The sequence below is a fragment of the Lactococcus cremoris subsp. cremoris NBRC 100676 genome (genome assembly GCF_001591705.1).
GTDB lineage: Bacteria > Bacillota > Bacilli > Lactobacillales > Streptococcaceae > Lactococcus > Lactococcus cremoris.
Map to the genome: position 1 here is coordinate 38,398 of NZ_BCVK01000008.1, position 15,515 is coordinate 53,912.

Consider the following 15,515-nt stretch of genomic DNA (forward strand, 5'->3'; position numbering starts at 1 on the left):
TTATTCCTTTCCTGTTTTCAATTTTGCTACGATTTGAGTATCGCTCACTCTTTCATACCAGAGTTTTCTTGTTTTCGAGAGAAAAGCAATTAAAACATCCAGTAATGGCAAAAGACTTAATCCTAAAAAGAGTAAGATAAGTAAAAAGTTTTGAGCCAATTGGTCCTCAGCTATCGTTCCTGAACGTTGGAGAAAGAATCCTGAAGCGATAATCAAAGCAAAATTCCCAAATGATAAAAACTGACGTAAAGCAATTCTAAATCGATTTTTACCTTTAATTTGTATTCTTAATAATAATTGCCCCGGAGTTGCCTTAAGAGCTATCGGAACAATTCCTAAAATTAGTAATTCTGAATAATAGCCAGTCGGAAGAAATAGACTTCCAATAATAAAGACAAGAACCATATCAACTAAAAAGGCAATAAAACGTCTTGAAAGACTGACTCTTGAACTTTCAACCTTAGTTGCATCCAAATCTGGTAAAAATCGACTAAAAATGACCGCAATTCCAAACCCAATTAAACTTCCAAGCGTATTAATCATTAGATCATCAACATCAAACAAACGATAAGGACGAGGATAGAGTCCAAAAAGTGCTGAACGTTGAATAAGTTCAAAAGATAAAGTCAATAAAAAACTTAATATAAAAGTTTGTTTAAACGAACGTTTAAAGAGATATTTCAAATAAAATCCAAAAGGTAATGTCAAAAGCAAATTAAAGAAGGGTTGAATGAATGTTGAATCTTTTAGAGCTAAAATCCAAGTTGATGGTTCATTTATCCTAAAAGGACTGTATAAAATAAACTGGTGAATAAATTCAAAAGGAACTAAATTTTGTTTTGGACCTGTCATTTGAGCAACTTCGTTAACAGGAGGAAGAGGGAAAATTGTCATCGCATAGGCACAAATCAAATAAAGAATAAAAGAAAAGTTAACAAAAAAGCGCCAGAAATTAATTCTACCATAACGGCGATACTGAACAATCAAATATGGAATTAAAGATAAAAATAGGAAAATGAAAAAGAGTAAAACTCCAATTTGAATAGAATGCAGATAAGTCCTCATGGTTTCCCTTCGTTAAAAATGACTTCTTAGGTGTTAGTCAAAAAGTCCTTGATTATATATTTATTTTATTATATCAAAAGTAGCCCTCTTTTGTAGCTATTTCCTTCTCTTTCTTTTTTCCCTTCTAAAAATTTTTTTATTAAAAAAAAATAAAAAAGAGACATTTAAAATGTCTCCTTTAATATTTTATCTTTCAACAATCTTATAATAAACACGACTTGTCGCTTTATAAATAAGATAATAAATCAAAGCAAGAATCGCAATGGTTCCTAATGAAATTGTCAGAATAGCCGAACGGTCATTAATATCGAACAACATGATTATTTTCTCAACCATGAGATAAGTACCTGCAAAGTGGCAGATTGTAATCACTAATGGAAGGAAGAAAATCATACGAACTTGTGATTTTATTGTTTTTTGTACTTCTTCTTTTGAGAGTCCAACTTCTTGTAAAATCTTGAATGATCGTTTGTCTTGTGCACCCTCAGAAAGTTGTTTGTAGTAAATGATGAGAGCCGCCCCAAGAATAAAGCTAATTCCTAGAACAAATCCAACAAAGACTAAACCTCCAACTTGAGCACGTTGGTCTTGCAAAGCTTCACTACGATAAGAGATTGTTAAATCTTTATTATCATTAAACTCCTCTTTGAAAGCCTTAGTAAATCTTTTTTCATCAACGGGTTTAATATCAAAAATAATTGATGTTGAAGCAAGATTTGAAAATCCTTGCCCGGCACTAATTACTTTATTATAATTAGCAAGCGCCTTTTCAAAGGCTTGGTCATTAGCAAAGACAATCATCATCACTTTAGATGAAAGAGTTGTAACGCTACTTGCAGGAAAGTCTTTAACCGTTTTAAGGGTATCTTTAACTTGGTAATTATCACCATACCATTGAAGTGACTGCAATTGGTTCTCTGAGGTTTTATTTTTATTATTTTTAGCTAAATTTACAACTAAAACTTGGTCATCTTTTAAAGTAGGAATATCTTTATTTCCTAAAGATTTTAGGGTTTGAGCAGTGGTTAAAGTTGCATAGTAAGTACTCTTGTCAAACATAACCCCTTGTTTAGTTGATGTAGCAAATTTATCATTAGATGTTTCTTGTCTGTCTACTGCTAAATCTTGGACAAAATATAGATCAGAAATATTTTTTATATCTATCTTTTTACTGTCTGCAGCGCTCTTAATCCGTTCAATATCCTCTTGTCTGTTTTCATTTGATGCAACAGTGAAGACTTGAGCTTCTCTTGTATAAAATGTTTTAACTACATTTTCTGTTCCAAGGAAAACTCCCAAGCTGATAACGACTGTTACAATAGTCATCGATAACAAGATAGTGATATTTCCAAGCCCAACAGCATTGGCTTTCATTCGGTAAAGCATTGAGCTCGTTGTGATGAAATTATTTGGTTTATAATAACTTGCGCGTTTTTTCTTTAATTTCAGGTACCACACAGTGAAACTGATATAGAAAAGGTAAGTTCCAAAGATTACAAGTAAAACAGCAATAAAGAATTTCATTAGGGCTGAAATAGGGTTATCGACAGTTAAGGCTATGTAATAACCAGCAGCCAAAAGAATTACCACAGCTATTGCAAAAAATAGATTTGATTTTGGTTCTTTTTCCCCTTTAGATTCTTCTCTTAAAAGGTCTAAACTTGAAGAGCGCCAGATAATCCAAATACCAATCATCATTAAGACTAAAAAGAAAATAAGAAAGAGAAAAGCAAGTAAGATAATCGCCGTAGGACTAATGACTAGATTAAAATAATTTCCACCAATCATATTTACAAAAATCAAAAATAAAAATTTTGAAAACACAATCCCACAAACTGTTCCAGCAATTAAAGTAATGATATAACTTAAAATCAATTCTAAAAAGGCTACACCAACAATTCTCGTTTTACCAAAACCAAGAATATCATAGAGTCCAAATTCTCGTGAACGTTGAGTTTGAAGGAAACGATAACTATAGATTAGAATAAGTACTGCAAAAATAGATAAAACAATTAAGGCAAAGCCCATAATTTGCGAAAGGGCTTCTCCTCCTTTCAACTTATGAATTGAAGGAGATAAAGCGATGGATGCAGTAACGAAAATCATTACAAACATCGTGATTGAGGCCATTAAAAATGGAGCAAAGCTTTTAAAACCTTTTTTAATATTATTGGCCGCAAGCTTTAAACTAAGCATTTAATGATCCCTCCTCTTCTTCTGAGGTCCCTAGGAATGCGGTCATTGAAAGTGTGATTTCTTTGGCAAACTCAATAGAGGTTTTTTCACCACGATAGAGCTGATGATAGAGAACACCATCTTTGATAAAAAGAACACGTTTAGCATGACTCGCAGCTAAGCTTGAGTGAGTTACCATGATAATGGTTTGACCACTGTCATTAATTTCCTCAAAAAGATTGAGCAAATCTTCTGAGTTTTTGAAGTCCAAAGCCGCTGTAGGTTCATCGGCAAGTACTAAATCAGGTTGACTTATCAATGCCCGAGCCACAGCTACACGTTGTTTTTGACCACCTGAAAGCTCAAAAGGTTGTTTTTCTAAGAGATTTTCAATATTAAGTTTTGGTGCGAGAACTTTTAGTCTACTTTTCATCAATTCTACGCTTGATTTAGATAAAACAAGTGGGAGATAAATATTATCTCTTACATTAAGCGTGTCTAATAGGTTAAAATCTTGGAATACAAAACCTAGATGGTCACGTCTGAATGCGGAAATTTCTTTATCTTTAATGGCTGTAATGTCTTCTTTATTTAAAAGAACTTGTCCAGAAGTTGGTTTTTCTAGGGTTGATAAGATATTCAGCAAGGTCGTCTTACCTGAACCAGATTCTCCCATTATCGCGATATATTCGCCTTCCTCTACTCCAAAATCAATGTCAACTAGAGCAGTTGTTTCTTCTTTTGAAAATCTTGTTTTAAAAACTTTTTTGAGATGTTTTACTTCGAGTAACATATTTTCTCCTATACTTATCTTTCTGTTTGATTGCTTTCGTTTAATTTAGCTAGACGTGCTCTCATAGTCTTCATCGTATAAAGTAAGCAAGAGCCCATTAACGTGGCAAGTATTACTGTAATTGTCATTAGCGCAAGGTTGATTTGTAAAAATGTCATGGTTCTTTCTCCTACTTTCTTTTTGACTTTTTAGGTTTATGAGTTGCTATTAATTTTCTTGAGTGCTTCCTTAGGAACTTCTGCTTTTTTTACTTCTTCCCATGAAGTGACTCCTTTAACGGAATTAACTGTTAATTCTAAATAAGCTTCTTTACGAAGATTATGGTCTGCCGTAAATTCAACTTTCTTTTCTTTACCGTCTTTTTTATAAGAATTCATTTGATATGAATATCTTGTATATTTTTGACCATTTGCTGTATCCTGTTGTTCTTTTCCGTCTTTGGTAATTTGTACATAATAAGTTCCACCGCCGTAGCTGACTTTATAACAAGCAAATCCTGCTCCACCGACTACTAAGATGAGTGCGATTATTCCAAAAAGTATTTTTTTCATTGTGTTCTCCTTATGTTTTCTTGATAAATTCATTGTAACAAGAAATTTCGGTCTGAAAACTTACAAATTCGTAAGTTACTTTTTTTGAATACAAAAAAAGCCTTAATCGGCTTTTTAATTTTTAGTATTCTGATAAACGTTTTTTGTAGTCAACCAGTGCTTTTTTCAACTCATTGATGGTATCAGAATTGAACTTGTCACAAATTTCTTGAGCTACGACCGTTGCAACGACATTTTCCATTACCACACCTGCAGCAGGAAGTGCGGTTGGATCAGAACGCTCGACACTAGCTTTGTAAGGTTCGTGGCTTTCAGTATCAATAGACATCAGTGGTTTGTAGAGCGTCGGGATAGGTTTCATCACTCCACGAACAATGAGCTGTTCGCCATTTGTCATTCCACCTTCAAATCCACCTAATTGATTGCTTGAACGAGTATAGCCTTTGTTTTCAGACCAGATAATTTCATCCATTACTTGACTTCCTGGACGTTTTCCTGCTTCAAATCCAAGTCCAAATTCAACCCCTTTAAAGGCATTAATGGAAACGACTGCACCAGCAATTTTGGCATCAAGTTTTCTGTCATATTGTACGTAAGAACCAAGTCCAGCAGGAACTCCTTCGACTCTGGTCTCAATGATTCCACCAATTGTATCGCCTGCTTTTTTGATTTGGTCAATGTAAGTCCGTAAGTCTTCAGCCTGACTTTCATCAAAGATAGATAAATCACTGCGGCCAGCAGTTTCGCGAATTTCTTGAACACTTAAGTGTTCTGGACTTGAAATTTCTCTTCTACCAAAGTTGACCACATGGTTGGCTACTTCGATTTCTAATTCATGAAGAAGTTTTTTAGCTACAGCTCCAACCGCAACACGCATTGTTGTTTCACGCGCAGATGAGCGTTCTAAAACATTTCGTAAGTCTTCAAATTCATATTTCATTCCACCAACTAAATCAGCATGTCCAGGACGTGGTTTAGTCAAACGGCGTTGTTTTTTGATCTTATCTTCAACATCTTGGGCTGCCATAATTTGTTCCCAATTTTTAAAATCACGGTTTGTCACGTTGAGCGTAATCGGGCTACCAATTGTTTTTCCATGACGAACTCCAGAGGTAATTTCAACTTGGTCAGACTCAATTTTCATACGTCCACCACGTCCATAGCCTCCTTGGCGACGTTTTAGTTCAATATTAATATCTTCCGCTGACAAAGAAAGTCCAGCTGGTACTCCTTCAATAATTGCTGTAAGTCTTGGTCCGTGGGATTCTCCCGCTGTAAAGTAACGCATATTATACCTCCAATTATAGTAATTTATCTTTTATTTTCTTTCAAAAATTTTAATAATATCTGTCAATTTTTTTATTTCTTGTGAATTTGCTGACGAAAGAAAATTGATTGAGCCAAGACCGCTATTATGCGCGGCTTCAATATCCAATTTTCGGTCACCAATATTGTAGGTTTCATCAGTCTTTAAATTATATTTTTTAACTAAGTAATTGATTGCCTCAGGATTTGGTTTTCTTTTAAAATTATTTTCAGAGGTAACAACTTCCAAAAAATAGGACGAAATTCCAAGTTGTTTGAGCAAATCAAAGGAATTTTTGCCTTTGTGAGTATAAATGAAGTTTTGAATGTTTTCTTTTTGAGTCCAGTCCAAAACTTCTTTAGCACCTACCATTAATTTTATTTTGTCATTTTTAGATGTCGAATTATTTGTGAAATCTTCTTTGATTTTTTCAAAAGAAACAGCTTGTTTTTCGAGTAATGAATTAACTGATTCTTCCTTTATAAAATTATATACTGTTTGCCGGTCAAATGGTAGCTTAAAGTTTGCAAATGACTCTGACAAAGCTTCTAAAAAAACATCATAACTATCAATTAGTGTTCCGTCTAAATCCCAAATAAATGTCGTCATTAGATTAAACCTCCATTAACTTTTGATAAATCGGTAAAAGTTGGTCAATTGTTTCTAACATTTCTGCTAAGATTTTGGAATCTTCTTTGCCATCAAATCGTTCTTTAGACCAAAGACGTCCAATTTCTAATTCTGATTTTTTTACTTTCCCTAAACGCTCAGCTGCTTCTGAAAATGCTGACAGAGGGAAAACTTCTGCTTTTGTATGGTCTTTTGAGATTATAAAATCTTCTGTCAACATTTTTTCTACTGACAGATTGGTCAGTAATTCAGCGTATTCTTTTTGCTTTTTAGGTTGGTCAATCATTGATAAATAAATAAAAACATAATCTTCCCAGATTCCTAATTGGAAATGGGCTTCCATTTTATAACCACGAGCTTTAGTTGAAATTGCTGACCAAGTATTTTCTGGAGCATTCGCTGTTCTTCTACGATGTTGAGCAATATGAAAGTAAAATTCTTGATTTGAAATTTTTGCTGACAGTTTTGTCAATAACTTTTGCCCAATTTCCGAAAAAACAGGCTGAATTTCCGAACGAATTTCGGCCATTCTAGCTTCCAAGCCATCTATACTAAAAATTTCAAATGATTTTTGAGTAAACATTTTTTATTGATTATCCCCAATTTTTTCTAAGTTCTTTTATAAGTATCACTGCTTATATCACGCTAGCTATGCTGTCCACACCAGAGGTATCCATGCTCACTAAGTGACTAAAGTCACAAGTCGCAATGGTTCTCGCTAAGTCGCTAAAACGACAAGTCGAGTCGCAAGCGTGAAGGATCAGCACGGAAGTCGTTATGGCGAACTTCCTAGAAACCTTATTACTCACTCAGCGGAAAATTATCGTTTCTAGGTGGAGCAACTAGCATATCTGTAAGCCAGTAAACTGGCAACAGCTATCCTACGCTTCATTCGGCCATAATAGGAGTAGGAAGTTAGTGAGCGTGAAGCCCTGTTCCATATTACTAGCTACATTATAAAAATTTAATAAATACAATTCCTGCTAACATGACCAAAATTCCAATCACTTGCCAGACTTGAATTTGATATTTATTTGAACGCCACCAGCCAAATTGTTGAACAAGCATACTGCCGAGAATTTGTCCGATTAAGCCCATCATAATTGTTAAACCGGCTCCGATTTGTGGAACAGCAACTACTGTTGCAAAGACAACTGAAGCCCCTAAAAATCCACCAATTCCATTCCATGGTTTTGCTTTTTTCAAATCTGAAATTTTCGGCAATCGGCGGTCTACAAAAAGTGACACAATGAAAATGGCTAAAAATCCGATAAGAAAAGAAACAAAAGCTGCCTGTGCGATATTTTCAAGCAAGACTCCTAGTCTGCCATTAATGGCTTGTTGTGCAGCTGACATTGCTCCGGCGATGACTGCCCAAATTCGCCAACCCAGCAAATTACCTTTTGGCTTTTCGGCTTCTTTTTCTTTTAAATTTGGTAGAACAACCGCAATAATGACCCCAATTAAAGTAATAACAATTCCCATAAAACGCATCAAAGTCATTGGAAGTTGCATCGCGTGAAACCAACCAAAAGAATCAATGAGTGTCCCCATCAATATTTGGCCCAAGATTGGCAAAATTACGGTTTGAACAGCCCCTAATCTAGGAAATAATAAGACATTGGAAGTCAGAAATATTCCGCCAAAAATCCCTCCAATCCAGAGCCAAGCTGGGTGACTGCTGACAAATTGAAAACTTGGAAAAAGTTCTTGTGTCGTGACTAAAGTAATGATTCCTAAAAAAATTGAACCCACAAAATTGGAAATGCCCGAAGCTAAAAATGGTGAGCCCACAATTTTGCGTAAATCAGCATTGATTGGATTTTGATTAGCAAGTAAAAATCCACCAACTAAAGCAAAAGCTAGGTAAATATACATCGTTTCTCCTTATAATTAAGTATTTTAACAGCTTTTTTATCTAAGCTGGGAGTTTTTCAATGCTACCACATTTTATATTTTTTAGAAAGATTTTCTCTTTCAATCGAATCAACTTATTTTTTGAGATATTCTTTCATTTCTTCAAAAGTCACTTCATTGATTTTGGCAGTACCAATTTCAGGGACAATAACTGTTTTGATGATTGTTCCACGCGCTTTTTTATCGTGAGTGAGAGCTTTAAACAAAAGCGCCTCGTCCGAAGGTTGATAGTCATCAGGCAAACCATATTTTTTGACCATCTTTCGGATTTCATCAGTAATTCCGAGAGGCATGAGACCTTTTTTCTCAGCAATTTTACTGATTTGTACCATCCCAATGGCAACGGCTTCGCCGTGCATGACTTTTCCATAACCCGCCGTATTTTCAACAGCATGACCAATCGTATGTCCAAAATTTAGATAAAGCCGCACGCCATTATCAAGCTCATCATCAACAACCACTTTTCGTTTTACTTCACAAGACCGATAAATAATTTCTTCAATTTTTGCAAAATTTTCCAGTAAATCTTTGGCTGACAAATTTGTCAGTAAATTCCACAGGGCTTTATCAGCAATTAGGGCACATTTAATGACTTCTCCCAAGCCTTCACAAAAATCTCTTTGACCTAATGTTTTCAGAACTTCTGGGTCAATCAGCACCCCATCTGGTTGTGTAAATGTACCAATCATATTTTTAGCCATTTTAGAGTTAATCCCTGTTTTCCCGCCAATAGAACTATCAACTTGCGCGGTTAAACTGGTTGGAATTTGTAAGAAATGAATACCTCGCATATAAGTTGAAGCAACAAAACCAGCTAAATCACCTGTCACTCCACCACCGAATGCAATAATTCCGTCAGAACGTGTCAGTCCAAACTCAGCACAAAAATTCCAAGCTTTTTCGGCTGTCAGTAAATTTTTACTGGCTTCACCCTCTGGAAATTCAAAAGTTTCTACTTCAAAACCTGATTTTTCAAGTTGTTCAACAACTTTCTGACCATAAAGCCCATTGACATGATTATCCGAAATCAAGACAATTTTTTGCTTTTTCCACAATGATGAAACCCAATTTCCTATATTAGCCAAGGCCCCATTTTCAATGATGACATCATAGGGATGGTCTGGTAGATTTACATTTAATTTCATACTTCTCTCTCCATTTCTAATGTAATTTTGTCCACAGGCATTTCTTTGCCTGTCCATAAATAAAAGCTTTCCGCCGCCTGTCCAATGAGCATACCGAGCCCATTTTCAGTTTGAGCTCCTTGCTCTTTGGCCCAGCGTAAAAATGGTGTTTCTCTTACTTTATAAATAGCATCCACCACCAAGAGTCTGTCAGGAAGAAGCAAGCTTTTTTCTAGAGGAAAAGACGCTCCGTCCATTCCGACAGAAGTTGCATTCACTAATAAATCTGTCTGATTTAACTCTTTTTGCAATCTATCAGCTCCAGATAAGTCTGTCAGGAAAATTTCTACTCCTGTTTTTGCTGACAGCTTTGCCAGTTTTTCATTTAAAGGGTCATAAGAAGCAGATTTTCTCGCCGCCACTACTATTTTTTTAGCTCCTGATAAAGCTGCTTGAGCAATAAGGGCAATCGCTGCTCCACCGCCGCCAAGAACAAGCATTTGTTTATTTTCTATCTTAAAATCATATTTTTTTAAACTGTTGAAAAATCCGATTCCATCAGTATTATGTCCGATTATTTTTCCTGAATGATTAACTACCGTATTGACCGCCCCGATTAGTTCGACCGCTGGGCTCAATTCATCCATAAATTTAATAATTTCACCTTTATAAGGCATAGAGATATTCAGACCATACATGTCCAAATTACGAACATTTTCAACAATAGCCGCTAATTTTTTGGACTCAACTTCCCAAGCTAAATAAACGCCATTTTCATCAGTTAAATCAAAGGCCAAATTATGAATAAAAGGAGATAAGCTGTGTTTAATAGGGTTTGCCACCACAGCAGCCATCCGCGTGTAACCGTCAATTTTCATAAAGATTCTCCAAAATTACTGACAAACATTTTGGTCATGTCCTAAGCTCCCGCTCAAAGAACTTGATTGTTCTTCCAGCAGTTGCTGATGGTTTTGTCAGTAACTTCTCTTGTTTTTGAATTGTCAATTCAATAAAAAAAGGACTGACAATTTTGTAAGTCCTATTTTATCATAAAGTTAAGCTTCCTTGCGACTTCTAAGAACGCGCTTTAAAACTCCAATTATCGCTGGCAATAATGAAACAAAAACAATCGCAATCATAATGATTTCAAAATGTTTTTTAACGAATGGAATTCCGCCAAATAGATAACCTGCCCCCAAAGCGACAATAACCCAAGCAAATCCACCGACAAAGTTAAAAAAGATAAACTTTTTATGCGGCATTTTCCCAGCACCAGCCGTAAAAGGAACAACCGTCCGTATGATTGGCATGAATCGTCCTAAGAAGATTGCCCAAGAACCCCATTTTTCAAAAAATTGATGAGCTTCTTCCATATATTCTGGTTTTAAAAAGCGAGAAAGCCATTTATGTTTTGGAATCACATCGCCAAAACGTCGTCCAATTTCATAATTCAATAGATTAGCAACGAAGGCAATAATCCCCATCACTAAAATAAGTAAAGCGATTGATAATTTTCCGTTTGACATCGCCGCCAATGAACCAACGAAAAACAAAATTGAATCCCCAGGTAAAAAGGGAAAAATTACTAAACCTGTTTCAATAAAGATAATCGCTCCTAAAACAACATAAATCCAAATGTGACCATTAGGCATCTGGGCAAAATTCGCCATCCACTCATTAAAGAAACCAAAAATCGAAAGTTGTACAAACATAATATTCCTTTTCAAAAGTTAAAAATTCTTACAGTAGTTCTGTTTACTTAAATAGAATACATAAATATCTCTATCAAGCACTCGTTCAATTTTACAACAAAAAGGACTTTTTGACAATATAAACTTTCTTATATTTTATCAGAGAACTCTCAAATTCCACAAATTCAAAATGTCAGAAAACCTAACATCAACTTGATTCTAGACAATTTTTGTGATATAATTTTCCCAGAATAAAATAAACTGAGCTTGTCTCCTAAATATAGGAAACTAAAAGAATGTTATTCCGATTTTTATTCAGAAGAACATTTTTTTAATTTCATTTTTTTATATTAAGGGATAAGTTCAAATCTCATATTCAAGGAGACAAAATGAAGAAATTATTTTTCGCTCTGGCACTCATGTTTGCCACTGTTACAGCTTTCCTAGTAGCGCCTTCGGTCAAGGCCGAGACGACTGTCAAAATCGCGTCTGATAGCTCTTATGCACCATTTGAATTTCAAAATGGTCAGAAAAAATGGGTAGGCATCGACGTTGATATTATGCAAGAAGTTGCAAAAATCAATGATTGGAAATTAGAAATGTCTTACCCAGGTTTTGATGCTGCACTTCAAAATCTCAAAGCTGGACAAGTAGACGGTGTAATTGCTGGAATGACAATCACCGATGAACGTAAAGACACTTTTGATTTTTCTAATCCTTACTATACATCTGCACTAACTATTGCGACTACCAAAGATTCTAAGCTTACTGATTATAGTGAACTTAAAGGAAAAGCAGTTGGAGCAAAAAACGGAACTGCCGCTCAAACTTGGCTTCAAGAAAATCAAAAGAAATATGGCTATAACATCAAAACCTATTCTGATGGTGTTCATATGTTTGCCACACTTAGTTCAGGAAACATCGTAGGAGCAATGGATGAAGTTCCAGTTATCTCTTATGCTATGAAACAAGGTCAAGATTTAGCTACAAACTTCCCTTCTATCTCTCTTTCAGGAGGTTATGGTTTTGCTGTGATGAAAGGCAAAAACCAAACGCTCGTGGATGGTTTCAATAAAGCATTGACTGAAATGAAATCAAATGGGGATTATGATAAAATCCTGAAAAAATATGGAATAACAACTTCTAAAAAAGCAACACCGAAAAAAGATGTTTATACCATTGCCTCAGATAATAGCTTTGCCCCTTTTGAATTTCAAAATGACAACAAACAATTCACTGGTATCGACGTTGACTTACTAAATGCCATCGCCAAGAACCAAGGATTCAAACTCAAATGGAATTTCATTGGTTTCCAAGCAGCTGTTGACTCTGTTCAATCTGGTCATGCTGACGGAATGATGTCAGGGATGTCAATTACCGATGCCCGTAAACAAGTTTTTGATTATGGTAATCCTTACTATTCATCTAACTTAACCATTGCTACATCAAGTACCGATGATTCTATCAAATCATGGAAAGACCTAAAAGGTAAAACACTTGGGGCTAAAAACGGTACTGCCTCTTTCGATTATCTTAATGATCACGCAAAAGAATACGGTTATACTGTAAAAACATTTACTGATGCAACAACCATGTATTCATCATTAAATAACGGCTCTATCAATGCTTTAATGGACGATGAACCTGTCATCAAATATGCCATTAAACAAGGACAAAAATTTACTACACCAATTAAACCAATCCCTGACGGTCAATATGGATTTGCCGTTAAAAAAGGAAGCAATCCTGAACTGATTGAAATGTTTAATAATGGTTTAGCTAATCTCCGTGCAAATGGTGAATATGATAAAATCATTGATAAATATTTAGCTAGTGATGCTAAAACCATTCAATCAAGTGCAAAAGAAAATACTTTCTTTGGTATTTTGCAAAACAACTGGGAACAAATCGGACGCGGGTTGCTCGTTACACTTGAACTTGCTGTTCTCTCATTTATCCTAGCAATGATTGTCGGAATTATCTTTGGACTCTTCTCTGTAGCTCCAAGCAAGATTCTTCGTACAATTGCACGAATTTATGTCGACCTTAACCGTTCAATTCCGCTTTTAGTGTTAACAATCTTTATCTTCTACGGAATTCCTAACCTTCTACAAATCATTACTGGTCATCAATCTCCACTCAATGAATTTACGGCCGGTGTGATTGCCCTTACCTTAAACTCTTCTGCTTATATCGCAGAAATCGTTCGTTCTGGTGTCCAAGCAGTCCCTTCTGGACAAATGGAAGCCAGCCGTTCACTTGGTGTGACATACCTAACTTCAATGCGTAAGGTTATCTTGCCTCAAGCCATTAAAATCACAATTCCTAGCTTGATTAACCAATTCATCATCACTTTGAAAGATACCACATTAGTTTCAGTTATCGGACTTGTTGAATTACTCCAAACAGGTCAAATCATCGTGGCCCGTAACTTCCAAGCCTTCCGTGTTTATGGATTAATTGGCTTAGTTTACATGATTGTCCTCCTCTTCTTGATGTGGGTTGGACGTCGAGTAGAAAAAAGAATGAAATAATAAATAAGGAGAACATACTAACATGGGAATCAATACTCAAATTGAAGTCACTGATCTTCACAAATCTTTTGGAAAAAATGAAGTTCTAAAAGGAATTACTACAAAATTTGAAAAAGGGGATGTCGTATGTATTATCGGTCCCTCAGGTTCTGGAAAATCGACTTTTCTTAGAGCTTTGAATGGTCTTGAAACAGCCACTTCTGGTGATATCATTATCGACGGATTTAATCTGACTGATAAAAATACAAATCTCAATCTCGTTCGTCAAAACGTTGGAATGGTCTTTCAACATTTCAATCTTTTTCCAAACATGACTGTTTTACAAAATATTACTTATGCCCCAATTGAGTTGAAAAAATTATCTAAAGATGATGCAAATGAAAAAGCCATGCAGCTTCTCGAAACAGTTGGCTTGGTAGATAAAAAAGACGCGATGCCAGAAATGCTTTCTGGAGGACAAAAACAACGTGTTGCGATTGCTCGTGCCCTCGCAATGAACCCTGATGTTATGCTCTTTGATGAGCCAACCTCAGCGCTTGACCCTGAAATGGTTGGAGATGTCCTCGCGGTTATGCAAAAACTTGCTGAAGAAGGAATGACAATGTTAATTGTCACTCACGAAATGGGCTTTGCTCGTAAAGTTGCCAATCGCGTGATTTTCACTGATGGTGGAGTAATCCTAGAAGATGGTACCCCTGAAGAACTTTTTGACAATCCTAAACATCCACGTTTACAAGACTTTTTATCAAAAGTTTTAAATGCCTAATATAAAAAACACCTTACGGTGTTTTTTTTATTGAACTAAACAAAGAAGACTTATTCTTATTTAATTAAATTGCTTAATTTGCCAAAATGTTGCAACATCATTTTTAAGGCACGTAAGATTCCATAAGCCGATGCTGTCCCAGCCGCTAAACCAGCTGCTCCAGCAATTCTTAATTTAAGAATATGTGCTTTTTGATTCACTTCACTAGCAATAGAACGATTAGCTATTGCTTTTTGCGTTGTTGAAAATGATGGCGTAGGAGGAGCTAACGGAGCTTTTATCTGATTTTCAGGCGATTGACTTGGTCGTTCACTTTTTTGAATAGGTGCAGTTTTTTTAGGCTCTTCTACGTTTTTTTCTTTGAATTTCTCTTTATCATGACTTTGTTCTGGTTGACTAGTAGTGCTAGTTATAGGAGCTGGAACTTTCTGCTTATCAGGTTCATTCTGTTTCGGACTTTCTATGCTTTTGGCAGGAGTTGATGGTGAGCTATCATCTCCTTCGTCTTTAGAAGGAAGTGGAGGAATAGCAGCTTTTTCTTTATAAGACACACTGATAGAAGTCGTCTGACTATCATATTTTCCGACCAATAAATTTCCCTTCAATAATGAAGCAATTTCCTCTGGGTCCTCAATTATCGTTGTAGTGATTCCATTTTTCCAATCAACTTTTTGAATTTTAACAATGGCACGATATGTTTTTCCATTAGTAGTTAAAATTTCATCAATTGGAATTTGGTAAGTTTCCCCATAAAGAGACCAGAAAATTCTTTTGTAGATTCGCCACCTACTGGTTTATTAACTGTGAGCTTTAAGTTACTTTCTTTTGCAGAAACAATAATTTTAAATGATTTTGGACTAGCATCCTCCTGCTGACTAATCGCCACTTCAGGATCAGTATAAGACTTTCCATTGTTATCTATCACTTCTGAAATGAAATAGCCCTCAGGAAGATTAGACATTA

General features: G+C 35.5%; 14 protein-coding genes and 1 pseudogene. 2 read left to right on the forward strand and 13 right to left on the reverse strand.

Features of this window, described 5'->3' with window-relative positions; all coding sequences use genetic code 11:
• The 11 genes from LLA01S_RS02335 to LLA01S_RS02385 form a co-directional block, all read right to left on the reverse strand.
• Complete coding sequence (locus LLA01S_RS02335; RefSeq protein WP_011676743.1) at positions 1–1,065, reverse strand: VanZ family protein; 1,065 nt, start codon at positions 1,063–1,065, stop codon at positions 1–3.
• A 186-nt stretch (positions 1,066–1,251) separates the two neighbouring features.
• Positions 1,252–3,261 (reverse strand): ABC transporter permease, encoded by a 2,010-nt coding sequence (locus LLA01S_RS02340; protein ID WP_032950486.1) that lies wholly within the window; start codon positions 3,259–3,261, stop codon positions 1,252–1,254.
• Positions 3,254–4,033: an ABC transporter ATP-binding protein gene (locus tag LLA01S_RS02345; protein ID WP_021165624.1), complete on the reverse strand. Its 780-nt coding sequence runs from the start codon at positions 4,031–4,033 to the stop codon at positions 3,254–3,256. The genes LLA01S_RS02340 and LLA01S_RS02345 overlap by 8 nt, the downstream gene beginning before the upstream one ends.
• Positions 4,034–4,227: 194 nt before the next feature.
• Positions 4,228–4,584, reverse strand: coding sequence for a YxeA family protein (locus tag LLA01S_RS02350; RefSeq protein WP_061777786.1), 357 nt, complete (start codon positions 4,582–4,584; stop codon positions 4,228–4,230).
• Positions 4,585–4,705: 121 nt separating this feature from the next.
• Positions 4,706–5,872 (reverse strand): chorismate synthase, encoded by a 1,167-nt coding sequence (gene aroC, locus LLA01S_RS02355; RefSeq protein WP_011676748.1) that lies wholly within the window; start codon positions 5,870–5,872, stop codon positions 4,706–4,708.
• A 30-nt stretch (positions 5,873–5,902) separates the two neighbouring features.
• The gene (locus LLA01S_RS02360; RefSeq protein ID WP_021165625.1) at positions 5,903–6,499 is read right to left on the reverse strand and encodes an HAD-IA family hydrolase; all 597 of its coding nucleotides are present in this window, start codon (positions 6,497–6,499) and stop codon (positions 5,903–5,905) included.
• Between the two features lie 4 nt (positions 6,500–6,503).
• A complete protein-coding gene (locus LLA01S_RS02365; protein ID WP_014572223.1) occupies positions 6,504–7,103 on the reverse strand; it encodes a DUF1054 domain-containing protein in 600 nt (199 codons plus the stop codon).
• Positions 7,104–7,474: 371 nt separating this feature from the next.
• Positions 7,475–8,398, reverse strand: coding sequence for a DMT family transporter (locus tag LLA01S_RS02370; protein WP_061777787.1), 924 nt, complete (start codon positions 8,396–8,398; stop codon positions 7,475–7,477).
• A 113-nt stretch (positions 8,399–8,511) separates the two neighbouring features.
• The gene (gene aroB / locus LLA01S_RS02375) at positions 8,512–9,582 is read right to left on the reverse strand and encodes a 3-dehydroquinate synthase (protein WP_061777788.1); all 1,071 of its coding nucleotides are present in this window, start codon (positions 9,580–9,582) and stop codon (positions 8,512–8,514) included.
• Positions 9,579–10,439: a shikimate dehydrogenase gene (locus LLA01S_RS02380; protein ID WP_021165626.1), complete on the reverse strand. Its 861-nt coding sequence runs from the start codon at positions 10,437–10,439 to the stop codon at positions 9,579–9,581. Before LLA01S_RS02380 ends, aroB begins: the two co-directional genes overlap by 4 nt.
• A gap of 177 nt (positions 10,440–10,616) precedes the next feature.
• Positions 10,617–11,273, reverse strand: a complete 657-nt coding sequence (locus LLA01S_RS02385; protein WP_014572220.1) for a VTT domain-containing protein — start codon at positions 11,271–11,273, stop codon at positions 10,617–10,619.
• A 368-nt stretch (positions 11,274–11,641) separates the two neighbouring features.
• Between LLA01S_RS02385 and LLA01S_RS02390 the strand changes: the two genes are divergently transcribed.
• Together LLA01S_RS02390 and LLA01S_RS02395 are read left to right on the forward strand one after the other, a co-directional pair.
• Positions 11,642–13,786, forward strand: coding sequence for an amino acid ABC transporter substrate-binding protein/permease (locus LLA01S_RS02390; protein WP_011676755.1), 2,145 nt, complete (start codon positions 11,642–11,644; stop codon positions 13,784–13,786).
• Between the two features lie 22 nt (positions 13,787–13,808).
• On the forward strand, positions 13,809–14,552 hold the full coding sequence (locus tag LLA01S_RS02395) for an amino acid ABC transporter ATP-binding protein (RefSeq protein ID WP_011676756.1): 744 nt from the start codon (positions 13,809–13,811) through the stop codon (positions 14,550–14,552).
• A gap of 56 nt (positions 14,553–14,608) precedes the next feature.
• Here the strand turns inward: LLA01S_RS02395 and LLA01S_RS02400 are convergent, their stop codons facing one another.
• Positions 14,609–15,157 (reverse strand): hypothetical protein, encoded by a 549-nt coding sequence (locus LLA01S_RS02400; protein WP_061777789.1) that lies wholly within the window; start codon positions 15,155–15,157, stop codon positions 14,609–14,611.
• A gap of 107 nt (positions 15,158–15,264) precedes the next feature.
• A pseudogene (locus LLA01S_RS12515) lies at positions 15,265–15,515 on the reverse strand (hypothetical protein); the annotation flags it as partial.